The organism is Cobetia sp. Ld8, from assembly GCF_045066615.1.
Lineage (GTDB): Bacteria > Pseudomonadota > Gammaproteobacteria > Pseudomonadales > Halomonadaceae > Cobetia > Cobetia amphilecti.
The window spans coordinates 456,054-478,546 of the sequence record NZ_JBISHF010000008.1; the positions used below are offsets into that span (position 1 = coordinate 456,054).

The following is a 22,493-nucleotide window of genomic DNA, read 5'->3' on the forward strand; positions in this document are numbered from 1 at the left end:
GCCACCCATGTGCAGGAATCTCCCGAGACCGGACACTCCGATCCTCAGCGAACGCTACTCCGAGCCGACCGACGACGACAAGCACAATCGTCACGCTCTGCGCCAGGAGAACAGAAAAGACCCCGAAAACGACACCACCCGCCGCGGTTGCCCGGGCGGGTGGTGAACGAGTGTCATATCGCGGGATGGCGGCTGCCATCCAGCAAATCTTACAGACCTTTGGGCGCGTAGATGCCCGGCGCGTTACGCCAGTAGCCCTTGTAGTCCATGCCGAAGCCGAACAGGAAGCGGTCTTCGACGTCGAGACCACAGAAATCGGCCTTGAAGCCCGGATAGGCCTTGCGGTCATGCTTCTTGTCGACCAGCACACAGCTGGACACGCTGCGCGCACCGGCTTCACGGCAGTACTCGAGAATCGCGGCCAGGGTGCCACCCTCATCGAGAATGTCATCGACGATCACCACGTCGCGACCGGCCATCGGCAGCTCCGGGTTGACGCGCCAGAACAGCTCACCGCCGCGCATCGCGCCACGGTAGCGAGTGGCGTGCAGATAATCGACTTCCAGCGGGAAGTCGAGGCGGGTCAGCAGCTGGCCGGCGGTGATCAGGCCGCCGTTCATCACGCAATAGAAGATCGGCATGCGATCGCCGAGGCGTTCCGTCAGCTCAACGGCCATGCGGTCGAGTGCCACTTCAAGGTCAGCTTGCGGGATCAGGCAATCGGCGTTGTCCATCACCTCACGCATTTCGTCATGCAGGGCGGTGAGGGTCTCAGGCGTCGGAGTCAGCATCGGGAGTTTCCTGGGTGTCACTGGCCTCATCTCCACGCCGGACGGGCGCAGAGGAGGATGTAGCAGCGGCGGTTGAATCAGAACGGCGGCGGGACCCGCGCGTCTGCGTGTCTGATGACGCCGCGGCATTCTCAGCCTCGGCGTCGTGTTCATGGTGGCGTCCTTCGAAGGACAGTACATCGGCAAAATGCAGACGCTGGCCCGGCAGCGCCACCTGGGCATCATGCTCACGGATGATGTCGTGCACCCTGAGCAGGACATCCTGCTTGATCGCGTGGTACTTCACCCAGTCGGTGGTGCGCGTGAAGACATAGACGAAGAAGTTCAGCGAATGCTCACCGTAGGTGGTGAAGTTGACGATCTGGGTGCGCGTCTGATCGATCTCGTCATGGCCTTCCAGCATCTCGCGTACCGCGGCAACGATGGGGCCGACCTGGGCGGCATCCTCATAGCGCAGCCCCACGGTCTCGAAGATGCGGCGATTGTACATACGCGACGGATTCTCCACCGAGATGCTGGTGAAGATGGCGTTCGGCACGTAGAGGGGCCGCATGTCGAAGGTGCGGATGCGCGTCAGGCGCCAACCGATATCCTCGACGGTGCCCTCGATCTCGCGGTCCGGTGAGCGGATCCAGTCGCCGACCTTGAAAGGCCGGTCGAGATGGATCATCAGGGCGCCGAAGAAGTTGGCCAGCAGATCCCGCGCCGCAAAGCCGACCGCGATACCGCCGACACCCCCGAAGGCCAGCACCCCGGACAGCGAGACGCCGAGATTCTGCAGGATGGCCAGCCCCACCAGCACGACCACGACCGCCCGCAGCAGCTTGCTGATCGCCGAGGCCGTGGTGGCATCCATCGCGTTGACATTGGTGCCGGGCGGCGGCATGGTGCGCAGCGCCTCGAAGCGCTTGACCATGCGAATCAACGCCCAGGCCAGCGCCAGCAGGGTCACGATCTGGCGCGCCGTGCCCAGATACTTCTCGGCCCCGCCGAGGCTGAACTGGCCGGCGATGATGCCGAGCGCCAGCAACACCCCCATGCTGTAGAGCCAGAATGACAAGGGATGACGCAGGCCATGCACCAGGGCGTCATCCCACAGGTTGCGACTCTTCTCGGCATGCGTCGCCAGGCGGCTGAGCACCACTCGCTCGATGAGGTGCAGCAACAGCACCGCCAGCAGCAGCAGAGCGAGATTGATGCCCCACAGCGGCAGACCAAAGGTCTGCTCGACCCAGTGGCGCAGCGGCTCGACCCATTGATTGATCATCTCTTCGGCAGGCGCTGCCAGCTTGTCGGCAGCAGCCTCGGTGGCGGATTGCTCAGCCATGGGTATTCCTTGCCAGTCTTCGACTCGAAAGAGGCACCGCGTGCCTGATTATTGCGCGCTACCGGACTCAGAGGCCGACCGTGCGTCAGACGCCTCAGGCGCCTCGGCAGCGCCTAGCGTGCCCGAGGGCATGTCAGCCTGCCGTGATGCCTGACTGGCCGCCATCGATTCGAGCCGCGCGTGGGTGCGCCGCCAGCGTGCCAGCCCCACCAGGCCATCCAGCGTCGGGCGAGCTCGCGCATAGCGCAGCCGCGCCTGGCGCTTGCCACGGTGGCGCTGCTCATCGTCATCGAGGCTGTCGAGCACTTCGCGCGCGGCGGCCGGGTCATTGCAGACCAGCGCCATGTCGCAGCCGGCGTCCAGCGCCAGGCGCGCACGCTCTGCCGGACCACCTTCCGCGACAGCCGCCGCCATGCCGAGATCATCGGAGAAGATGGCGCCCTTGAAGCCGAACTCTTCGCGCAGCAGGCCCAACCAGCTGGGCGAGAAGCCCGCGGGACGTGCATCGAAATCCGGATAGATCACATGCGCCGGCATCACGCCGCCCAGACGCTCGGCGAGGGCCGCGAAGGGCTTGAGGTCATGCTCGCGCAGCTCGCGGAACGGCCGCGGGTCGACCACGCGCTCCAGATGGGTATCTGCCGAGATGCCACCATGCCCCGGGTAATGCTTGCCGACGGCGGACATGCCCGCCTCCTGCAACCCGTCGATGAAAGCGCCGCCCACCGCGATGACGTCTTCCGGCGTGGCGCCGAAGCTGCGATCGCCAATGATGGTCGAGCCCGCCACATCGATATCCAGTACCGGCGCAAAGGTGATATCACAGCCGATGGCTGCCATTTCCATGCCCAGCAGCCAGCCGGCATCGCGTGCCAGACCCAGGCCTGCGGCCTGGGCGTCTTCGCCGCAGCCATCACAGTCACGCCCGAGGCAGCACTGTGCCAGGCTGCGCATCGTTGGCAGGCGTGTCACGCCCTCGCGCAGACGCTGGACGCGCCCGCCTTCCTGATCGATGGCGATCAGCAGGTGGGGATTGACGCTGCGAATCTCGCGGCTCAGCTCCAGCACCTGCTCGGGAGAGGCGCAATTGCGCGCAAACAGGATGACGCCCCCGACGGCAGGGCGTGCCAGCAGTTCACGTTCGTCGCGGGCGAGGGTCAGCCCCGCAACATCGACCATTACGGAGCCCAGCGGCTGTGTCATGTCATCCTTCCTGTCCATGGCCTGCGGCAGTGATGTCCCGTGAAGAGAGGAATCACGACCGCCAGGACTTCATGTCTTTTACGGGGCTCGGCAGCCTGGAAGAAACGTGATGAATCAGGCTGCCAGCGCGAGGAAAGGCGCAATTCTAGCCGACTGAACCCCTATCGAACAGTCGCGGCCAGCTGCGCCTCGGCAAGGGGCTGTCACGTAGATTCCGGTAACAGCTCATGGAGGGTATCAGACTCGGACACCAACGCCTTCAGGCATGCAGCAGCACCGGAGTGTCGGGCACAGCCTCGGCAAAGAGTCGCAGCAGATCGTCATCACGCAAGCGAATGCAGCCGTGGGACGCCGCTACCCCCATGGGCTCAGTGCTGGGCGTGCCATGAAAATAGATGTAGCGGCGCAGGCTATCGACCCGCTCGCCGCGGGCATTGCGACCACGATTGACGCCGGGCTCGCGGCCGCTGAGCCACAGAATGCGCGTCAGGATCCAGTCACGCTCAGGATGCTCTAAGGCAAGCTCGGGCGTGAACACCTCGCCCGTGAAGCGCCGGCCGCGATAGACGGCGCCACGCGGATTGCCCGCCCCGATGGCGGCACGAATCACATGCCAGCCGGTTGGCGTGCAACCGCTGCCGTCGAGCTCGCCGATACCGTTGAGGCCGCTGGAGATCGCGCAGGCGTGCACCAGCGCGTCAGGGTCAGCCGCGGGGGGCGGCGCATCACGACTGCCACTCGGCATGTCATTGCGTATCTCAAGCCTCTGGCGCGAGAGATCCACCGCTACCCAGCAGGCCATCAGCTGGCCGCCTGGGTGACCGCCTCACCATCCCCGAGCGAGGCAGGCAGCGGCGCTGCCATCGCCGCGACCACCACCGGACGCATGTGCTGGATCAGCTCGCGCACCGTGGTGTGATGGCCGTACTCGGCCTCCTCGATATCGCGCAGCGCATCCAGGCCCGAGAAGGTAAAGATCACGCTGCCGAGCATGAAGTGCAGACGCCAGAAGCGCTCGTTGTCCGGCAGATCAGGCGTCGCCAGCTTCAGAAGCTCGGCGAAGCGGCTGAAGACCGTGCCGTAATGCTCACGGATATAGCGCCGCATGTGGCCCTGACCCTGGGTATAGGCCAGCCCGAGCAGGCGCATGAAGGTACGCAGACTGTTGCGCTCGGCCGGCACCTCCAGCACGGTACGCGCCATCACCTCCAGCAGGACCTCCAGCGGCACCTGACGCCCGGCGTATTGCTGCTCGATGCTGTCGAGTGCCGCGTGGAAACGCTCACTGAAAGGGTCGAGATAGCGCGCGAAGACCGCCTGGATCAGCGATTTCTTGGAGCCGAAGTGGTAGTTCACCGCCGCCAGATTGACCTTGGCCTTGCTGGTGATGTTGCGCAGTGAGGTCTCGGCGAAGCCGCGCTCGGCGAACAGCACCTCGGCAGTATCGAGGATGCGGGTAACGGTATCGGTCTGGGCCATGGGCGGAACCCTTGTCAGGTAGAAAAGGACTGGAGTCGTAGGTCACGGCGCAAGCCCCGCGCGGCGACTCTCTCATGAGGTGGTGCAGGTTCACCGCAAGGCGCGTTCGATCATGGCACCCGTGAGCACTACCATCGGCGAACATTCGTTTGAAACACCTTGATTCTAGCGCGCCATGCCATGACTGACAATTCTCTCGCGTTTCAAACACCAGAGGTTTAGCCAAGCCTGATATTCCCTCAACGCTGACCGAGCCGATTCAAGGGCTCGTCATGCTCGGTGACTGACCACCCACGCCAGAGCCAGGCCGGGTTCATCTCCAGGCATTCACTTCCAGGCATTCACTTCCAGGCATTCCCTTCCAGGCATTCCCTTCAAGAAAGAGTGCCTCGGATATCGGCACGAAAAGTCGCCAGACAGCGATATCTCGACGACTACCTGCCCTTTGAGGCCACCACGCAAGCCACGATGCCTTGCATGACCGCCATGACTGGATACAATGACAGTTGTATGGATGCACACCCCGTGCCGTCAGCTCAAGATGCCGCCCAGGCCAAAGGCAATGCCATGACCCAGCCGCTTACTCCGCGCCAGCAGGATGTCTTCGACTTCATCATCAAGACCATCAAGTCCTCTGGCTACCCACCGACGCGGGCCGAAATCGCCCAGGCGCTGGGCTTCCGCTCGCCGAATGCCGCCGAGGAGCATCTGCGTGCCCTCAAGCGCAAGGGCGCCATCGAGATGGTGCCGGGCACCTCACGTGGCATTCGCGTGCCGTCGCTGGCTGACGTCGACGACAGCGCCAACGATGGTCTGCCGGTGATCGGGGAAGTGGCCGCCGGCAGTCCGATTCTTGCCAGCGAGCATATCGACCGTCACTGCCCGCTGCCGAGCGACTACTTCTCGCCGGCTGCCGACTACCTGTTGCGCGTGCGCGGCGTGTCGATGAAGGACGTGGGAATTCTGGAAGGCGACCTGCTGGCCGTGCACCGCACCAGCAGCGTGCGTGACGGCCAGATCGTGGTGGCACGTCTGGGGGATGAGGTCACCGTCAAGCGCTTCCGCCGTGACGGGCATTACGTGTGGCTGGAAGCCGAGAACGAGGACTTCTCGCCGATCAAGGTCGACCTGCGCACGGACAGCCTGGAGATCGAGGGTCTCGGGGTGGGCGTCATCCGCGATGGCGGCCTGCACTGAGGCCTTGACCAGCAGCGCTTTTCTCGCAGAGTTCTGAGCAGCAGAAAAGCCGCACGCATTGCACAAAAAAACCCGCCTCGAGGCGGGTTTTTTTGTGCGCGAAGCGCGAGCGATGAATCAGTGCACGATGCCTTCTGACTGCTCGTCCTCGTCTTCTTCACCATCCCAGAGGCGAGTCCGGGTGATGGCGTGGTCGATCATCTCACGCGCGACCTCGAAACGATTGTCACGCAGCAGATCAGCGGCCTCGTCCGAAATGCGAATGCTGAGCAGCGGCTCACCTTCGCTTTCCGCGGCGCGCAGAATCACTTCACCATCTTCCATTTGCACAATTTCAAGTACGGCGGGATCGGACACGTCATTCCTCCTGCACGGCATCTCGCGAGATACCGGCGTCGTTGTAATCGTCAGCGCGACGGCTGGCAAGCCCGGCACCGCGTTGCCATCAGCGACGCAGAAAAAAGTACGACCACAGCCAGAGCCATGGTCGTACCGGAGAATGCAGGGCTTGCCACAATGCGATCAGTCTAGCACCCGTGAAGGCGAAACGTCACCCGATTGCCATGCGCCAGTCATCACCAGCGTGCAGCACCAGATCAACGCCTTGACCTACCACTCGACACTCGACTCGCGCAGCTGCGGCAGCAGCGCCTTGAATGCCGTGATGGCGGCACTGAGACGCTCGGCCAGCGAGGCGCTCGAGGCTGCCGCGATGATCAGACCATCACCACGCGAACGCGATTCCTCGCGGCGAGCGACGCCGCCCTCTTCATGCAGGCGGGTCACATCCGCGACCAGCTCAGACAACCAGCTGTCGGAATGCTCCAGCAGGCTGCGCAGCTGCTCGACCTCGGCGATGGGCGTCGGCGGCGACGCCAGGCGCTCGCGCCAGCTACCCTCTGGCCAGCGCGCCGTCACGGCACACTCTTCCAGCAATGACGCCAGCGCCAGCTCCAGCAGGGCGAGCGCGCCCTCTTCACCGGCCATGCGACGCGCCACGGCATGCTCATCGTCGCCAGAGGCTGCTGACTGGGCCAGCAGCAACTCGGCCTGATACAGCAGCTGATTGGTACGGGCACGCTGGCTCATCAGCTCTTGGCTCCCTTGCGCTTGTCCTCGACGACCCAGCGACCGTTGTCGTAGGTCGCTTTCCAACCGGTCGCCTTGCCTTCCTCATCGGTCATGACGTACTGAGCCTTGACCTTGCGCGAGAAGCGAATCTGCGCCGGACGTCCGTCCGGGTCCTGATCCGGGGCCTCGAGAATGAAGTGATACTTCTCCGGCAGCTCGTCGGCGTGCGCCTTGAGCTCCTTGACCAGCGGCGGACGCGTCTCGCGATTCTTGGGGAACTGACTGGCCGCCAGGAACAGGCCACTGGCGCCATCGCGCAGCACGTAGTGGTCCTCGACCTTGACGCAGGCAAGTTCCGGCATCGGAATCGGGTCCATCTTCGGCGGCGCCACTTCACCGGACTTGAGCAGCTTGCGGGTGTTCTTGCAATTCTCGTTGGTGCAGCCGAAGTACTTGCCGAAACGCCCGGTCTTGAGCTGCATGTCGGAACCGCACTTGTCGCACTCGATCACCGGGCCATCGTAGCCCTTGATGCGGAACTGACCTTCCTCGACCTCGTGACCGACACAGTCCGGGCTATTGCCGCAGACGTGCAGCTTGCGCTGCTCATCGATCAGGTAGCTGTCCATCGCGGTGGCGCAGATCGGGCAGCGACGCTTGGCGCGCAGCGCATCCGTCTCGGCATCTTCACCGGCATCGGCCGCCACGGCTTCATCGCCCGGCAGCAGATCGATGGTGGTCTTGCAGCGCTCCTTGGGCGGCAGGTTGTAGCCGGAACAGCCCAGGAAGACCCCGGTCGAGGCGGTACGGATCTGCATCTCACGTCCACAGGTCGGGCAGGCGATGTCCGTCGGCACCGGCTGGTTGGGACGCATGCCCTCTTCGGACTGGGCGTGGTCCAGCTCGGCCTTGAACTCGGCGTAGAAGGTGTCCAGCAGCTCGCGCCAGTTGCGTCCGCCGTTGGCCACCTCATCGAGATAGTCTTCCATGCGCGCCGTGAAGCCGAAGTCCATCAGGTCCTTGAAGGACTCGCTGAGGCGATCGGTGACGATGTCGCCCAGCTTCTCGGCATAGAAGCGACGGTTTTCCAGCGCCACGTAGCCACGGTCCTGGATGGTGGAGATGATGGCGGCATAGGTGGACGGACGACCGATACCGCGCTTCTCCAGCTCCTTGACCAGACTGGCCTCGGTGTAACGCGCCGTGGGCTTGGTGAAGTGCTGCAGCGGCTGCAGCTCGACCAGGTCCAGCTTCTCGCCGATGGCGAGGTCCGGCAGCGACTGGTCCTCTTCCTTCTTGCCCATCGGCTTCATGACACGCGTGTAGCCGTCGAACTTGAGCACACGGCCCTTGGCGCGCAGCTCGTAGCCATCCACTTCGATGGTCAGCGTGGAGGACAGGTATTCGGCCGGCAGCATCTGACAGGCCACGAACTGACGCCAGATCAGCTCATACAGGCGCTCGGCGTCACGCTCCATGCCGGCGAGATCGGTGGCGCGGCGCGACACTTCGGAAGGACGAATCGCTTCGTGCGCTTCCTGGGCGCCTTCCTTGCTGGAGTAGACGTTGGCCGCTTCCGGCAGGTAGTTGCTGCCGTATTCTTCGCTGATGAAGTCGCGTGCCGTAGCCACCGCGTCCGCCGACAGATTGGTCGAATCGGTACGCATGTAGGTGATGTAACCCGCCTCGTAGAGACGCTGGGCCATCATCATGGTCTTCTTGACCGAGAAGCCGAGACGACCACTGGCCGCCTGCTGCAGGGTCGAGGTGATGAACGGCGCGTTCGGCTTGGAGCGCGTCGGCTTGTCTTCACGATTGGTGATCGCGAGCTTGGCCGTGCGCAGCGCCGCGATGCGATCCATCGTCTCCTTCTCGCTGGTCGGACGGAAGGCCTTGCCATCCTGACGCGCCAGCTCGAAACGGATCGCTTCACCACTGGCGGCGGCCAGCTCAGCGTGGACATCCCAGAACTCTTCGGGGATGAAGGCGCGAATCTCGCGCTCACGCTCGACGATCAGACGCACGGCAACCGACTGCACTCGCCCAGCGGACAGACCACGAGCGACCTTGGCCCACAGCAGCGGCGAGACCATGAAGCCGACGACGCGATCCAGATAGCGGCGTGCCTGCTGGGCATGCACGCGGTCCATCTTCAGTTCGCCCGGCTCATCGAAGGCCGCCGTGATCGCCTTCTTGGTGATCTCGTTGAACACCACGCGCTTGTAACGCGAATCGTCGCCACCGATGGTCTCGCGCAGGTGCCAGGCAATCGCCTCACCTTCGCGGTCCAGATCCGTCGCGAGATAGATGGTGTCGGCTTTCTCGGCCAGACGCGTCAGCTCGGAAACGACCTTTTCCTTGCCGGGCAGGATCTCGTAATGCGCCTCCCAGCCATTCTCCGGGTCGACCCCCATGCGGCGGATCAACTGGGTCTTGGCCTTCTGCGCCTTGTGAGCCGCCTTGACCTCGGGCGACATCTTGCGAGTCTCCGCCGCCTGACGGGCACGTTCCTTGGGGTCGGTGGCCTGCTTGCCGCTTCCGCTGGTCGGCAGGTCGCGGATGTGCCCGACACTCGACTTCACCACGAAGTCGTTGCCGAGATACTTGTTGATGGTCTTGGCCTTGGCGGGCGACTCGACGATCACCAGTGACTTGCCCATGGTTGCTCGCATCTCCTGGCCGGCGCTGATTGCGCCGGCGAATGACTCGTCGCGCTGGGTTTTGTCCCAGCCGAAAAATGCGCCTACCCTACCCCAGCATTTCAGCGCTGACCAGCAATGTTGAGACTGACGCCTCGTCAGGGCGGCTCGACAGGTCGCCTCTGCGACAACCTCGAGACATGCCATGCCACCCGCCATGTCAGCGTGCTGCTTGCGCCGAATGACATCGACAGCCGTCAGGCATGTGGTCGTGGCAATCCGGCATTCAAGCCGGGTTTGAGCATAGGTCATCAGCGCATGACAGCGGTCAACGGGCCCGATACACGGGGCCGATACATGGGGCCGGTACAGGGTCTGCGCTGGGCCGAAGAACGAAATCTCGCTCAGCAGGGTATTGCCACTATATAGGTAGCACTGGAATGGCTGTCAGTGAAAGCCAGCCGGCGGACATTGGCGTGACGGGGCGGTCACCACGACGCTGCCGCAGAGAGCATGCGACGCCTGGCCGTCAGGCGTCGAAATGACGGGCCGCGCCCGCATGGCGCAGCGCGGCATACCCTGACGCCCCAGCAGACGTCCGCGTACCCGCGACAACGTATTCGCAACAATCGCTCGGCATACTTCACGTCACCCCTTGCAGTCCCGATCGTGATCACGAGAATGGACAACGACAGCCGACGATACTCGACAGGCTCCCTTTCAGCCTTCAATGTAGTAAAATGACAACAACCTGGTTTGCGTTTTCAGCCAGTCCATCACGCCAGTGTTCAAGGAGTATGCTTTCATGCCGCACGCGTTCAACGGCCCGATCCGCCGCACCAAGATTGTCGCCACTCTCGGCCCTGCCAGTGACAAGCCGGGTGTGCTCGACGCGATGATTCGTGCCGGAGTCGATGTGGTACGCCTCAACTTCTCCCACGGTAGCCCCGAAGATCACCGCATGCGCGCCGAGGCCGTACGTCAGGCTGCCGCCGCCCAGGGCCGCAGCGTCGCCGTGCTGGGCGACCTGCAGGGTCCGAAGATCCGCATCGCGCGCTTCAAGGATACCGCCGTCAAGCTGAGCGAAGGCCAGCCGTTCATCCTCGATATCGGCCTGGGCCGTGATGAAGGTACCGTCGAGCGTGTCGGCTGTGACTACCAGGAACTGGCCGATGACGTGGTCGCGGGCGACGTGCTGCTGCTCGACGATGGCCGTGTGGTGCTTGAGGTCAATGAGCTCAAGGGCAACGAGATCCACACCACCGTCAAGGTCGGCGGCAAGCTGTCCAACAACAAGGGCATCAACAAGCAAGGCGGCGGCCTGTCTGCCGAAGCCCTGACCGACAAGGACAAGGCTGACCTGAAGACCGCCATCGATATCGGCGTCGACTATCTGGCCGTGTCCTTCCCGCGCAGCGGCGCCGACATGCAGCTGGCCCGTGAGCTGCTGGGCGAGGAAGGTCGTGACATCGGCCTGATCGCCAAGGTCGAGCGCGCCGAAGCCGTGGCCGACGACGCCGTGCTGGATGGCATCATCCTCGCCAGTGAAGGCGTGATGGTGGCGCGTGGCGATCTGGGCGTCGAGATTGGCGATGCTCAGCTGATCGGCGTGCAGAAGCGCATGATCCGCCGCGCGCGCAGCCTCAACCGCGTGGTCATCACGGCCACCCAGATGATGGAATCCATGATCAGCGCGCCGCTGCCGACCCGCGCCGAAGTCTTCGACGTCGCCAATGCCGTGCTCGACGGCACCGACGCCGTGATGCTGTCGGCCGAGACCGCCGCCGGCGACTTCCCGGTCGAGACCATCGAGACCATGGATCGCGTCTGCCTGGGCGCCGAACGTGAGCGTGCCGCGCAGGAATCCCAGCACCGCATCCACGAAGGCTTCAGCAAGACCGACGAGACCATCGCGCTGTCCGCGATGTATGCCGCCAACCACCTGACCGGTGTCGTGGCCATCGTGTGCATGACGGAATCCGGCTATACCCCGCTGATCGCCTCGCGCATCCGCTCCGGTCTGCCCATCGTCGGCCTGGCGCAGGACCAGAAGACCCAGCGTCGCATGGCGCTCTACCGTGGTGTGGTGTCACTGCCCTTCGATTCCAGCGAATTGCCGGCGGCGGAAATCAACCGCCGCGCCATCGCGGAACTGGAAGCCCGTGGCATCGCGACTCGCGGTGACCTGGTGATCCTGACCCGTGGCGACCAGATGAACGCACATGGCGGCACCAACACCATGAAGATCGTCACTGTCGGCAGCACCATCGACTGATCGGCCTCGCTGGCCTCCCGCCCCGGGCCTTTCAGGGCGGGAGGCCAGCGACATTGCCCCATCCTCAGGAGGTCAGGGAATGAGCGAACAACGACCCAAGCGCCAGGCACGGCGCACCCTGCCAGCACGCAAGCGCATTGCGCTGGTGGCGCACGATGGCAAGAAGGATGAAATGCTGGCGTGGGCCAATCGCTGGCGCGATGAGCTGTCCCGCCACCAGCTACTGGGCACGGGCACCACAGCCCGCCGCATCAGCAAGGAGCTGGGCCTCGAGGTCGAGGGCTTGCTGAGCGGCCCGCTGGGCGGTGATCAGCAGATCGGCGCGCGCATCGCCGAAGGCAATCTGGACCTGCTGGTCTTCCTGTGGGATCCGTTCGCGCCGATGCCGCACGATCCTGACGTCAAGGCGCTGCTGCGCCTGGCGGCATTGTGGAACGTGCCGGTCGCCAGCAATGCGGCCAGCGCGGACTTCCTCTTCCACTCGAAGTTGATCTCCGAGGAAGTCGAAGTGGCCGTGCCGGACGCCAACGACTGGGTCAGCACCCGCGCCTGAATGACGCTGGCTGTCGCCCCATGAAAACGCCGCCTGCTCGCAAGAGAGGCGGCGTTTTCATGGCCAGATGTTGTAATCAAACTACCTTTTGCGCAGACGGGCAGTATTGCCTGTACGGCATGTGGCGAAATTTCTGCCTTCCTGCCACCACCCCTGCTCTTCCTCTCTCTTCAATTACTCTCTAATCGTCTACCCCTCTCTCCGGCGACGCTACGAGAGACGCAGCTCAATCCATGACAGCAGCTCACGACATCTGCTCAAGACGTCAGCTCAAGCTGACTGGCGATCACCGCACCACGCGCCGCCATGCAGTAAAGTCCGATGTGATGACTGTCTGCCTGGGGATGCGTCGCCGTATCGGGGAGCCCCAGCTGCTCAACCACTTCGGCCGGCAGGTCGTAGGTGGCACAGCCGGGCTCCAGCACCACGATGTCACGCACCTTGCCCAGCAGGCCGTGATTGCGCGCCGACAGCAACGTCAATACCAGGTCCATCACGCAGATATCGGTGCAGATGCCTACCACGACCAGGGTTTCCAGCCCTTCGTCGCTCACCCACTCCTGCAGCGCATTGACCTGGGTATGGGGATCAATCGCGCCGACATAGCCATTGATGCAGTCCTTGCGCACCAGCGTGGCCTGCGGCTCCTCTTCCAGCCAGGCAAGTTCCACCACCAGCTCATCCTCGCCGCTGCCCTGCTCACAATGGGCGGGATAAGGCGGCTCCGGCTTGCCCGGCGCATGGGAATCAATGAAGGCCAGCAAGGGGCGTCTGCGCTCACTGAAGGCCCGCGCCAGCGTATCGCTGAGGGCGATCATCCTGCTGACCTGGGCATTGGGCGTCTGAGGCGCCAGCGCACCGCCTGCGACCTGACAGAAGCCGTTGATCTCATCGACGATGATCAGCCCGGCCGTCGGCAGCGAGACCGGCACCACGGCCGGCCGCACCGGCAGGCGGGCATCAAGCTCGCCGGGGGTCTTCCACTCGGCGGGAGCGGCAGGAATGCGTTGCACCACGCAGGACGCCGCGACATCGGATGAAGTCGCGGCGTCCTGCGTCTCTGATGTAGGGGATACGGAGGGTGCGGATGAGCGCTGGTCGGAAGACACCATACAAAAGGCCTCTGATGACGAATGGCCTTCAGCATAACGGAACTCAGGGCCGAGCGGCGAGCCTCACCCGGTGGGCTCGCTGGTACCGGACAGCACGGCGTTGCCCTGCCCTTCATCCACCGTGGCATCACAGGAAAAGCACTGGCCGCGCACCCGCGAGTGATCACGCCTCAGCACCGCGAATTGCGCCACACGCCCGGGGTCATCCTCGATGCGCTGGGCGAGGCACACAAGCCCCGGGCGACGCGCCAGTGATGGCGGCGCGATGGCCAGCGTATCGCTGCGACTCTCTGCCATGTCCAGCGCATCCGCCATGTGCAGACACTCCACACGCTCGACCTCCGGCAGGTTCTGCTGCAACCAGGCATCGCACTCTTCAAAGAGGGCCTCACGCGCCACGATACGCCTCACCGCCGACGGCGAAGCCCCGGGCGGCCCGAGCAGACTGAGACTGATGGCACGGAAGACGCGCCGCTCGACGCAGATGCCCGTCCAGAAGGCCAGCGCCTGATGCGTGGTGCGCACAGGACGCTGATGCCCACGCGACCAGGGCACCACGGCGGTATCGATCTCGCCTTCCGCCAGCGCCCTGATGACCTCATCGATGCCTGCGTAAGCCTTGAGCTGGGCGTCGTTGGCATAGAGCTTGAGCGCGCACTCGCGCGAGTAACCTCCAAGGTGCCCGGGATAGCCCACGCGCAAACCATCGGGAGCCGGGATCACGCCCTGCGGCGAGATATCGCCGTGGACTTCGCTAGCTGTCACCTTCATACCAGCCCCTCATGCCAATGTCTGAACAAACCTCATCCTGACAACAGCATAGCCGCAAACATGGGCGGTGTTAGGCAAAACCCACCTCGGCGACCTCAGGCAAAGCCGCCATTGGCACCGATGACCTGGCCACTCACCCAGCCGGCATCTTCGCTGGCAAGCCAGGCCACGACGGCTGCGACATCCTGCGGGTCCGCAATGCGCCCCAGCGCCGCCATGCCCTTGAGGCGCTCGATGGTCTCTTCACTCTTGCCATGACGAAACAGCCCGGTGTCCGTCGGGCCCGGCGCCACGGCATTGACCGTGATGCCTCGCTCGCCGACTTCCTTGGCCAGCACCCGCGTCAGCTGGTCCACCGCGGCCTTGGAAGCCGCATAGGGCCCATAGGTCGCGAACATCTGCCGCGTCACCGAGGTGGACATGTTGATCACGCGCCCGCCATCGCGCAGATGCCGCGCCGCCTCACGCATCAGATTGAAGGAGCCGGTCAGATTGGCCTGCATCAGGTTGGCGAAGTCGTCATCCGTGAAATCGGCGATGGGCTTGTAGATGCTCATGCCGGCATTGTTGACCAGGATATCCACGCCGCCGTAAACGCGCCGGGCTTCGGTGAACAATTGTGCCGCGTCGCTGCTGACACCGACATCGGCCTGTACGGCGATCGCCTTGCCGCCCCGCGATTCGATATCCGTCACGACCTGCAAGGCGCCATCACTGTCGCTGCGATAGTTGACGATGACGTGAGCGCCGTCCGCCGCCAGGCGCTGCGCGATCCCGGCGCCGATCCCGCGTGAAGCCCCACTGACTACCGCCACCTTGCCGCTCAACCGCTGTGCATTCTCCGACATAGCTGTCTCCTCTTTCGTCATGGGCGATCGATCTCAAGGACGATCAATAATGAGCGCCTTGCGAGTGTCAGTCAGACATCATCATTGCAGCAAGCGAATGCCGCTGACACCTCTGCAACGCGGAGTTTCGTATAAACGAAAAACCGCCACCCCGGGCATGCCGGTGGTGGCGGTTGTCTACAGCGGCGGCCTGCCTCAGGCTTCGCCGTTGGCCTGACGCTCGAAGGTATCGGCGCGCAGGATCTCGATCCAGTAGCCATCGGGGTCCTTCACGAAGGCCAGACCCTTCATCTTGCCATCGTCGGGGCGCTTGACGAACTCGACGCCCAGCGACTCGAAACGCTCGGCAGCCGCATAGACATCCGGCACGCTGACCCCGATATGGCCGAAGCCCTGCGGTTGGGCGTTGCCGTCATGGTAGGCGAAGTCCGGATCATTCTCGGTGCCCCAGTTATGGGTCAGCTCCAGCATCGCCTCACGCCCGAAGGTGTAGGTGGTGCGCTTCAGGTCATCACCGGGCACTTCACTGGCCTGGTCGTCATCCAGATAGGCGAGGAAATAGAGGCTGAACTGCATTTCCGGGAAGTCGAGCTTGCGCACCAGACGCATGCCCAGCACGCGGGTGTAGAAATCCAGGCTGCGCTCGGGGTCCTTGATGCGCAGCATGGTCTGGTTGAAGACGTAGCCACGGGTGGCCGGGTCGATCTGCTCACTCAGGCCGGGAACCTGCTCGAAATGTGTTGCCATGTTGGTCCTTCCACAGGAAAGGACGGCAGAGCCTCGAAGATGCCCGGCCGCCCCTGGTGATCGTATAGCTGTCAGATGGTGACGGCGGCCAGATTTTGCAACCTCGCCGCCGCTGGCATCACGCGATCTCGATCAGCACTTCCCCCGGCGTGACACGATCGCCACGCGCGACATGAATGGCCTTGACGGTACCGTCGACACGCGCGGCGATCTCGGTCTCCATCTTCATCGCCTCACTGATCAGCACCGACTGGCCCGCGGTGACGCTGTCACCGACCGCGACCAATACCTCGACGATGTTGCCCGGCATCGCGGTGGTGACATGGCCCGGCGCCGAGGCGCTGGCACGTCCGCCGCTCTGGCCGCCCGCCACGTAATCGTCCTTGGCCTCGAACACCACCTCTTCCGGCATGCCATCCAGGGTCAGATAGACGTGACGCTTGCTGCCCTTGGCGCCGCCGACGCCGGTGATCTGCACCGCGTAGGACTCGCCGTGCACGTCGATGACGAACTCGGTCGGTACGCCAGAGGTCACCGGACGCTCCGCCTCGCCCTGGGGGATGATTTCCGGTGTGAGCGTGCCGGCGCGGCGCTCATTGAGGAAATCACGTCCCAGCTCCGGGAACATGGCGAAGGTCAGCACGTCCTCGGGGGATTCGGCCAGCTCGCCCAGCTCCTCGGTGAGGCGCGTCATCTCCGGCGCGAGCAGGTCGGCCGGGCGCCCGACTTCCACCGGCGCGTTGCCGATGGCACGCGAGCGGACCTCTTCATTGACCGGTGCCGGCGCCTGACCATAGCCGCCCTGCAGATAGCGCTTCACCTCGTTGGTGATGCTCTTGTAGCGCTCGCCGGTCAGCACGTTGAGAACCGCCTGGGTGCCGACGATCTGCGAGGTCGGGGTGACCAGCGGCGGATAGCCGAGATCGGCACGCACACGCGGGATCTCATCGAAGACCTCGCGGATGCGCTCCAGGGCGTTCTGCTCCTTCAGCTGGCTGGCCAGGTTGGACATCATGCCGCCGGGAATCTGGCTGATCTGGACCGAGACATCCTCGCGGGTGAATTCACTCTCGAAGGCCGAATACTTGCTGCGCACCTCGTGGAAGTAATCGCCGATCTCGCGCAGCGACTCCAGCTCAAGCCCGGTATCCCACTGGGTGCCGCGCAGCGAGGCCACGAAGGATTCGGTGGCCGGATGGCTGGTGCCGCCGGCGAAGGCCGAGATGCAGGTATCGATATGGCGACAGCCCGCCTCGACGGCCTTGAGCTGGCATTGCGGCGCCAGGCCAGCCGTGGCGTGGCTGTGCAGGTGGATCGGCACCTCGACCGCCTCGACCAGCGCGCTGACCAGATCATAGGTCGCGTACGGCGTCAGCAGGCCGGCCATGTCCTTGATGGCGATGGAATCGGCCCCCATCTCGACCAGCTTGCGCGCCTGCTCGACATACATCTCCAGCGTATGCACCGGGCTCACGGTGTAGCAGATGGTGCCCTGGGCGTGCTTGCCGGCCTTCTTGACCGCGCGCATGGCGGTTTCCATGTTGCGCAGGTCATTCAGGGCATCGAAGACACGGAAGATATCGATGCCACCTGCCGCGGCGCGCTCGACGAAGGCCTCCACCACGTCATCGGCGTAGTGACGATAGCCGAGCAGGTTCTGGCCGCGCAGCAGCATCTGCAGCGGGGTATTGGGCATGGCTTCCTTGAGCGCCTTCAGACGCGCCCAGGGGTCTTCCTTCAAAAAACGCACGCAGGCATCGAAGGTCGCGCCGCCCCACACTTCGAGACTGTAGAAACCGGCCTGATCGAGGCGCGCGGCAATCGGCAGCATGTCCTCGGTGCGCATGCGGGTCGCGATCAACGACTGGTGGCCATCGCGCAGCACGACTTCGGTGACCTTGACGCGCTCGGCGTGATCGACGGCGTTGGTGTTGGGGGTTGCAGCTGTCATGTCTGGGGTCCTTCTAATTGTTGGCTACGTGAACCGGGGGAAGCTCAGGGAAGATTCACGACATCAGGGGCATCAGGTGCGCATCAGAGACCGGCGTGGGCCGCGATGGCCGCCGCGATCGCCAGCGCCGTCTGTTCCGGCAGGCGCTTGACCGAGTACTGGGTCAATTCCGGGTGGGCGGCCACGAAGCCGGTATCGAAGTGCGCGTTGCGGAAATCAGGGTGCTTGAGAATTTCCTGATAGTAAGGCGCCGTGGTCTTGACGCCCTGCAGACGCATGTCATTGAGGGCACGTGAACCACGATTGATGACCTCTTCCCAGGTCAGCCCCCACACGATGAGCTTCAGACACATGGAATCGAAATACGGCGGGATGGTGTAGCCGGTATAGATCGCGGTATCGGTACGCACGCCAGGCCCGCCCGGCGCGTAGTAGCGCGTGATGCGCCCGAAGCTTGGCAGGAAGTCGTTCTTGGGGTCCTCGGCGTTGATGCGGAACTGGATCGCATAGCCGTGATGGCGAATGTCTTCCTGACGGAAGGCCAGCTTGTGGCCCCAGGCGATACGGATCTGCTCGCGTACGATGTCCACGCCAGTGATGGCCTCGCTGATGGTGTGTTCCACCTGCACGCGAGTGTTCATCTCCATGAAGTAGATCTCGTTGCCCTTGACCAGAAACTCCACGGTACCGGCGTTGCGATAGCCGACGGCGCGGGCGGCGCGAACCGCCATCTCACCGACGTAGGAGCGCTGCTCCGGTGTCAGTTGCGGACTGGGGGCGATCTCGATCAACTTCTGGTTGCGACGCTGGATGGAGCAGTCACGCTCGAACAGATGAATCACGTTGTCGTGATTGTCGGCCAGAATCTGCACCTCGATATGCAGCGGGTCGACCACGCAACGCTCGAGGAACACATCGGCACTGCCGAAGGCCTTGGTGGCTTCCGAGATCACGCGCCCCCAGGCCTGCTCGAGCTGATGAGCATCATCACAACGCCGGATACCGCGCCCCCCACCGCCTGAGGTAGCCTTGAGCATGATGGGGTAGCCGACCTGCTCGGCGACACTCAGCGCCTCCTCGACATCGGCCAGATTGCCGGCCGAGCCCGGCGTCACCGGCACGCCGGCCGCCTTCATGGCATCGCGGGCCTGGGTCTTGTCACCCATGCGGGCGATGACACTGCTGGCCGGCCCCACGAAGGCGATACCCGCCGCTTCACAGATGGCCGCGAATTCGGCGTTCTCCGACAGGAATCCGTAACCCGGATGGATGGCGTCACAGCCGGTCTCGCGCGCGAGATCGACCAGGCGGCGGGCATCCAGATAGCCGGCCAGCGGGTCTTCGCCGATGAAATGCGCTTCATCGGCGCGTTTGACGTGCAAGGAGAAACGATCAGGTTCGGTGTAGACAGCGACTGAGCGGATGTCCATCTCGGCACAGGCGCGTACAATGCGCACTGCGATTTCCCCTCGGTTGGCAATCAGCAACTTGCGAAACATGGTGACTCTCCCGGACGTGACGCGTGATCTTGTTGTGGTGCTCTGGTCGTGCGCTTGTCATTGACCGCCAGACGCGACAACGGCGCTGACAGACACGAGGTAGCATGCGTTCCACGCTACCCAGCGAGAGACCAATAGAAAAGTTGATATTTTTTTGCCAATCTATAAGTAAAACCTTATGACTGGGTGTGTCATGTCGCGTCCAAACTTGTTGAATCGCTTAACTTTCAGACAGTTACAGGTGTTCCAAGCGGTTCATCGCCAACAGTCCTACTCCCGTGCGGCCGAGCAACTTGGCCTGACGCAACCCGCCGTCAGTGCCCAGATTCGTCAATTGGAGCAGGCACTCGAGCAATCGCTGTTCAAATATGCCGGCAAGACGCTGCATATCCTGCCGGCGGCTGATGCCCTGGCGAACTCGGTGCAGTCGATCTTCGGCGAGGTCTCGAGCCTGCAGATGGAGCTGTCGGAGATCGCCGGCACCATCCGCGGCGAGCTCAATCTGGCTGCCGTTTCCACCGCTCAGTACGTGGTGCCGCATATTCTGGCGCGCTTCCGGGCGCGGTATCCGGAAGTCTCGGTACGCCTGCGCGTCTGCAATCGCGGTCAGGCGCTCGAGCGTCTCGCCGAGCGGCGCGATGACCTGGTGATCATGGGCATGGTGCCGGATGACGCCAATCTGGCCTTCATGCCGATTCTCGACAACGAGCTGATCCCCGTCGTCTGGCCCGGTCATCCGCTGCTGGAGGTCAAGGGCATCACCCTGGAAGACCTCGCGCAGTACTACATGCTGATGCGTGAACCCGGTTCCGGAACACGTACCGCCTTCGAGGAGTTCGCCGCACGCGAGCGCGTCTCGCTGCGCCATACGCTGGAGTTGGGCTCCAATGAGGCCATCAAGCAAGGCGTGATGGCGCACCTGGGCGTGGCGATCCTGCCGCGACTGTCGGTTCAGCTCGAGCTGGCCTCAGGCCTGCTGGCCTCGCCCTCGCTGCCGGGCTTCCCGCTCAGACGCAGCTGGTGCACCGTCTACCCCAAGGACCGCTACCCCACGCCGGTCACCGAGCTGTTCCTGCGCTTCGTGCGCGAGCTGCTGCCGGAGCTCAATGCTCACTTCAGCGCGCCGATGGAGCCCATCCCCGGGCACAGCGTGGCCTGCCTGCCGCTGGCGACCGAGCAATGAACATAGCGCCCTGATGGCGCAAACCACATGAAAAAACCGCCATGGAGACAAGCTCCATGGCGGTTTTTTTCGTTCAGGCAACTGACGGCATGTCAGCAGTGCGGCTTACTTCACTTCCACACCGTGCGCCTGCTTGTCGGCGTGGTAGGAAGAGCGCACCAGCGGGCCGGAGGCGACATGCGAGAAGCCCATCTCGCGCGCCTTCTGGCCGAGCCAATCGAAGGTGTCCGGGTGCACCCAGCGGTCGATGGGCAGGTGGTTGCGCGACGGCTGCATGTACTGACCCAGGGTCAGCATGTCGACACCGTGGTTGCGCAGGTCCTGCATGACTTCGAGCACCTGCTCGTCAGTCTCGCCGACACCCAGCATCAGGCCGGACTTGGTCTTCACTTCCGGACGACGCTCCTTGTAGCCCTTGAGCAGATCAAGTGACCACTGGTAGTCGGCACCCGGACGCACGCGACGATAAAGGCTCGGCACGGTTTCCAGGTTGTGGTTGAAGACGTCCGGCGGCGTCTGCTCGAGCACGTCCAGCGCGACCTGCATGCGGCCACGGAAGTCCGGCACCAGCACTTCGATCTCGGTGCCATCGCACTTCTCGCGAATCTCGCGGATGCACTCGGCGATGTGGTTGGAGCCACCGTCGCGCAGGTCATCACGGTCGACGGAGGTCACGACGACGTAATTCAGGCGCATCTCGGCGATGGCCTCGGCCAGCTCGCGCGGCTCGTCAGCGTTCAGTGCGTTGGGGCGACCGTGCGCCACGTCGCAGAACGGGCAACGACGGGTGCAGATGTCACCCATGATCATGAAGGTGGCGGTGCCGCCGCTGAAGCACTCGCCCAGGTTCGGGCAGGAGGCTTCTTCACAGACCGTGTGCAGGCCGTGCTTGCGCAGCGTCTGCTTGATGCGCGTGACTTCCGGCGAGGCCGGCATGCGCACACGCAGCCAGTCCGGCTTCTTGGGCAAGGTCTCGGTGGGAATCACCTTGACCGGAATGCGGGCAACCTTCTCGGCGCCGCGCAGCTTCACGCCACGCTCCTTGCGGGCAGGAGCAGCGGAGGGAGCGGGCTTCGTGGTAGCGATGGTCTCGGTCATCAGTTCTGTCCTGCTGTTCGAGAAATGTCAGCCAGTGCCGCGGGCAGGCCGCTCACCGGAGTCAGGGTCACATCGCCCAGGCTTGCGCCCAGACAACGCACCAGGCGGTCACGCTCGCTGGCAAGATCCACCGGTGCGCGAACGAGATCGCGCAGCTGGGTCATCGCCATGCCGGCATAGCCGCAGGGATTGATGCGCCCGAAGGGCGCGAGGTCCATGTCCAGATTGATCGCCACACCATGGAAGCTGCAACCACGCCGGATGCGCAGTCCCAGCGAGGCGATCTTGGCCTCTTCCATCGAACGACGCGGGTCATCGCCACGCTGCGCCGACTTCTTCACATAGACGCCAGGCGCGTCCGGACGCGGATAGGCCTCGATGCCATGCTCGGCCATCGCCGCCACCACCGTCTCTTCCAGCGCCGTCACAAGCTGGCGAACGCCGATGCCGCCTCGCTTGACGTTGAGCAGCGGGTAGAGCACCAGCTGGCCGGGCCCATGATAGGTCACCTGGCCGCCACGGTCGGTCTGCACCACCGGAATGTCGCCCGGCATCAACAGATGCTCCGGCTTGCCCGCCTGGCCCTGGGTAAAGACCGGCGGGTGCTCCACCACCCACAGCTCGTCCGGCGCATCGGCCGCACGCGTATCGGTGAAGTGGCGCATGGCCGACCACACCTCATCATAGGCCTTGAGGCCGAGGTGGTAGACGTGAATCGTGTTCATGCATGCGCTCCTGTCATCAAGGCG

The 22,493-nt window shown here is 63.9% G+C and carries 20 protein-coding genes; 4 read left to right on the top strand and 16 right to left on the bottom strand.

From position 1 onward, the window contains the following. Nucleotides 1-209 precede the first annotated feature (209 nt). The 5 genes from ACJJV2_RS12880 to ACJJV2_RS12900 all read right to left on the bottom strand — a co-directional run bounded on the left by ACJJV2_RS12880 (nt 210) and on the right by ACJJV2_RS12900 (nt 4,800). Nucleotides 210-791 (bottom strand): hypoxanthine-guanine phosphoribosyltransferase, encoded by a 582-nt coding sequence (locus ACJJV2_RS12880; protein WP_043331927.1) that lies wholly within the window; start codon nt 789-791, stop codon nt 210-212. Then, entirely contained in the window at nt 772-2,118 is a 1,347-nt protein-coding gene (locus ACJJV2_RS12885) for a mechanosensitive ion channel family protein (RefSeq protein ID WP_405281452.1), read from the bottom strand. The genes ACJJV2_RS12880 and ACJJV2_RS12885 overlap by 20 nt, the downstream gene beginning before the upstream one ends. A 48-nt stretch (nt 2,119-2,166) precedes the next feature. Further along, entirely contained in the window at nt 2,167-3,321 is a 1,155-nt protein-coding gene (gene nagZ / locus ACJJV2_RS12890; protein ID WP_405281455.1) for a beta-N-acetylhexosaminidase, read from the bottom strand. 259 nt (nt 3,322-3,580) lie between these two features. Then, nucleotides 3,581-4,123, bottom strand: a complete 543-nt coding sequence (locus tag ACJJV2_RS12895; protein WP_405281458.1) for a L,D-transpeptidase family protein — start codon at nt 4,121-4,123, stop codon at nt 3,581-3,583. Next, the gene (locus tag ACJJV2_RS12900) at nt 4,123-4,800 is read right to left on the bottom strand and encodes a TetR/AcrR family transcriptional regulator (RefSeq protein WP_339926531.1); all 678 of its coding nucleotides are present in this window, start codon (nt 4,798-4,800) and stop codon (nt 4,123-4,125) included. Before ACJJV2_RS12900 ends, ACJJV2_RS12895 begins: the two co-directional genes overlap by 1 nt. A 567-nt stretch (nt 4,801-5,367) precedes the next feature. Between ACJJV2_RS12900 and lexA the strand changes: the two genes are divergently transcribed. Continuing rightward, a complete protein-coding gene (lexA, locus tag ACJJV2_RS12905) occupies nt 5,368-5,997 on the top strand; it encodes a transcriptional repressor LexA (RefSeq protein WP_043332079.1) in 630 nt (209 codons plus the stop codon). 117 nt (nt 5,998-6,114) lie between these two features. On the opposite strand, the gene ACJJV2_RS12910 is transcribed toward lexA, so the two are convergent. From ACJJV2_RS12910 to topA, 3 genes are all read right to left on the bottom strand, one after another. Then, entirely contained in the window at nt 6,115-6,354 is a 240-nt protein-coding gene (locus tag ACJJV2_RS12910; protein ID WP_052384340.1) for a hypothetical protein, read from the bottom strand. Between the two features lie 252 nt (nt 6,355-6,606). Then, complete coding sequence (locus tag ACJJV2_RS12915) at nt 6,607-7,086, bottom strand: DUF6586 family protein (protein WP_153635242.1); 480 nt, start codon at nt 7,084-7,086, stop codon at nt 6,607-6,609. Beyond that, nucleotides 7,086-9,728, bottom strand: coding sequence for a type I DNA topoisomerase (topA, locus tag ACJJV2_RS12920; RefSeq protein WP_107335351.1), 2,643 nt, complete (start codon nt 9,726-9,728; stop codon nt 7,086-7,088). The genes ACJJV2_RS12915 and topA overlap by 1 nt, the downstream gene beginning before the upstream one ends. 784 nt (nt 9,729-10,512) lie before the next feature. Here topA and pyk point away from each other — a divergent pair. Both pyk and ACJJV2_RS12930 read left to right on the top strand, forming a co-directional pair. After that, on the top strand, nt 10,513-11,982 hold the full coding sequence (pyk, locus tag ACJJV2_RS12925; protein ID WP_043331933.1) for a pyruvate kinase: 1,470 nt from the start codon (nt 10,513-10,515) through the stop codon (nt 11,980-11,982). 79 nt (nt 11,983-12,061) lie between these two features. After that, nucleotides 12,062-12,535 carry a methylglyoxal synthase gene (locus tag ACJJV2_RS12930; RefSeq protein ID WP_054555025.1) on the top strand — a complete coding sequence of 158 codons (474 nt, stop codon included), beginning with the start codon at nt 12,062-12,064 and terminating at the stop codon, nt 12,533-12,535. A 257-nt stretch (nt 12,536-12,792) separates the two neighbouring features. Here the strand turns inward: ACJJV2_RS12930 and ACJJV2_RS12935 are convergent, their stop codons facing one another. From ACJJV2_RS12935 to ACJJV2_RS12960, 6 genes are all read right to left on the bottom strand, one after another. After that, entirely contained in the window at nt 12,793-13,548 is a 756-nt protein-coding gene (locus ACJJV2_RS12935) for an isochorismatase family protein (RefSeq protein ID WP_405281466.1), read from the bottom strand. A 162-nt stretch (nt 13,549-13,710) separates the two neighbouring features. Next, a complete protein-coding gene (locus ACJJV2_RS12940) occupies nt 13,711-14,418 on the bottom strand; it encodes a prephenate dehydratase domain-containing protein (protein ID WP_225347671.1) in 708 nt (235 codons plus the stop codon). Nucleotides 14,419-14,513: 95 nt separating this feature from the next. Then, nucleotides 14,514-15,266, bottom strand: coding sequence for an SDR family oxidoreductase (locus ACJJV2_RS12945; protein WP_225347670.1), 753 nt, complete (start codon nt 15,264-15,266; stop codon nt 14,514-14,516). Nucleotides 15,267-15,461: 195 nt separating this feature from the next. After that, on the bottom strand, nt 15,462-16,013 hold the full coding sequence (gene gloA, locus ACJJV2_RS12950) for a lactoylglutathione lyase (RefSeq protein ID WP_166019255.1): 552 nt from the start codon (nt 16,011-16,013) through the stop codon (nt 15,462-15,464). Between the two features lie 118 nt (nt 16,014-16,131). Further along, entirely contained in the window at nt 16,132-17,964 is a 1,833-nt protein-coding gene (gene oadA, locus ACJJV2_RS12955) for a sodium-extruding oxaloacetate decarboxylase subunit alpha (RefSeq protein ID WP_405281471.1), read from the bottom strand. Between the two features lie 83 nt (nt 17,965-18,047). Then, nucleotides 18,048-19,463: an acetyl-CoA carboxylase biotin carboxylase subunit gene (locus tag ACJJV2_RS12960; protein WP_405281474.1), complete on the bottom strand. Its 1,416-nt coding sequence runs from the start codon at nt 19,461-19,463 to the stop codon at nt 18,048-18,050. Between the two features lie 193 nt (nt 19,464-19,656). On the opposite strand from ACJJV2_RS12960, the gene ACJJV2_RS12965 reads away from it, so the two are divergent. After that, nucleotides 19,657-20,646, top strand: a complete 990-nt coding sequence (locus tag ACJJV2_RS12965; RefSeq protein ID WP_043331946.1) for a LysR family transcriptional regulator — start codon at nt 19,657-19,659, stop codon at nt 20,644-20,646. Nucleotides 20,647-20,751: 105 nt separating this feature from the next. On the opposite strand, the gene lipA is transcribed toward ACJJV2_RS12965, so the two are convergent. Both lipA and lipB read right to left on the bottom strand, forming a co-directional pair. After that, nucleotides 20,752-21,744 (bottom strand): lipoyl synthase, encoded by a 993-nt coding sequence (gene lipA, locus ACJJV2_RS12970; RefSeq protein ID WP_052384342.1) that lies wholly within the window; start codon nt 21,742-21,744, stop codon nt 20,752-20,754. Continuing rightward, nucleotides 21,744-22,469: a lipoyl(octanoyl) transferase LipB gene (lipB, locus tag ACJJV2_RS12975; RefSeq protein ID WP_082388119.1), complete on the bottom strand. Its 726-nt coding sequence runs from the start codon at nt 22,467-22,469 to the stop codon at nt 21,744-21,746. Before lipB ends, lipA begins: the two co-directional genes overlap by 1 nt. Nucleotides 22,470-22,493 lie beyond the last annotated feature (24 nt).

Coding starts and splice junctions, on each gene's coding strand:
- ACJJV2_RS12930 (WP_054555025.1), top strand. CDS start 12,062: ATGAGCGAACAACGACCCAAGCGCCAGGCACGGCGCACCCTGCCAGCA.
- nagZ (WP_405281455.1), bottom strand. CDS start 3,321: ATGACACAGCCGCTGGGCTCCGTAATGGTCGATGTTGCGGGGCTGACC.
- oadA (WP_405281471.1), bottom strand. CDS start 17,964: ATGACAGCTGCAACCCCCAACACCAACGCCGTCGATCACGCCGAGCGC.
- ACJJV2_RS12960 (WP_405281474.1), bottom strand. CDS start 19,463: ATGTTTCGCAAGTTGCTGATTGCCAACCGAGGGGAAATCGCAGTGCGC.
- lipA (WP_052384342.1), bottom strand. CDS start 21,744: ATGACCGAGACCATCGCTACCACGAAGCCCGCTCCCTCCGCTGCTCCT.
- pyk (WP_043331933.1), top strand. CDS start 10,513: ATGCCGCACGCGTTCAACGGCCCGATCCGCCGCACCAAGATTGTCGCC.
- ACJJV2_RS12895 (WP_405281458.1), bottom strand. CDS start 4,123: ATGGCCTGCTGGGTAGCGGTGGATCTCTCGCGCCAGAGGCTTGAGATA.
- ACJJV2_RS12940 (WP_225347671.1), bottom strand. CDS start 14,418: ATGAAGGTGACAGCTAGCGAAGTCCACGGCGATATCTCGCCGCAGGGC.
- ACJJV2_RS12880 (WP_043331927.1), bottom strand. CDS start 791: ATGCTGACTCCGACGCCTGAGACCCTCACCGCCCTGCATGACGAAATG.
- gloA (WP_166019255.1), bottom strand. CDS start 16,013: ATGGCAACACATTTCGAGCAGGTTCCCGGCCTGAGTGAGCAGATCGAC.
- ACJJV2_RS12965 (WP_043331946.1), top strand. CDS start 19,657: ATGTCGCGTCCAAACTTGTTGAATCGCTTAACTTTCAGACAGTTACAG.
- ACJJV2_RS12885 (WP_405281452.1), bottom strand. CDS start 2,118: ATGGCTGAGCAATCCGCCACCGAGGCTGCTGCCGACAAGCTGGCAGCG.
- ACJJV2_RS12945 (WP_225347670.1), bottom strand. CDS start 15,266: ATGTCGGAGAATGCACAGCGGTTGAGCGGCAAGGTGGCGGTAGTCAGT.
- lexA (WP_043332079.1), top strand. CDS start 5,368: ATGACCCAGCCGCTTACTCCGCGCCAGCAGGATGTCTTCGACTTCATC.
- topA (WP_107335351.1), bottom strand. CDS start 9,728: ATGGGCAAGTCACTGGTGATCGTCGAGTCGCCCGCCAAGGCCAAGACC.
- ACJJV2_RS12900 (WP_339926531.1), bottom strand. CDS start 4,800: ATGGCCCAGACCGATACCGTTACCCGCATCCTCGATACTGCCGAGGTG.
- lipB (WP_082388119.1), bottom strand. CDS start 22,469: ATGAACACGATTCACGTCTACCACCTCGGCCTCAAGGCCTATGATGAG.
- ACJJV2_RS12915 (WP_153635242.1), bottom strand. CDS start 7,086: ATGAGCCAGCGTGCCCGTACCAATCAGCTGCTGTATCAGGCCGAGTTG.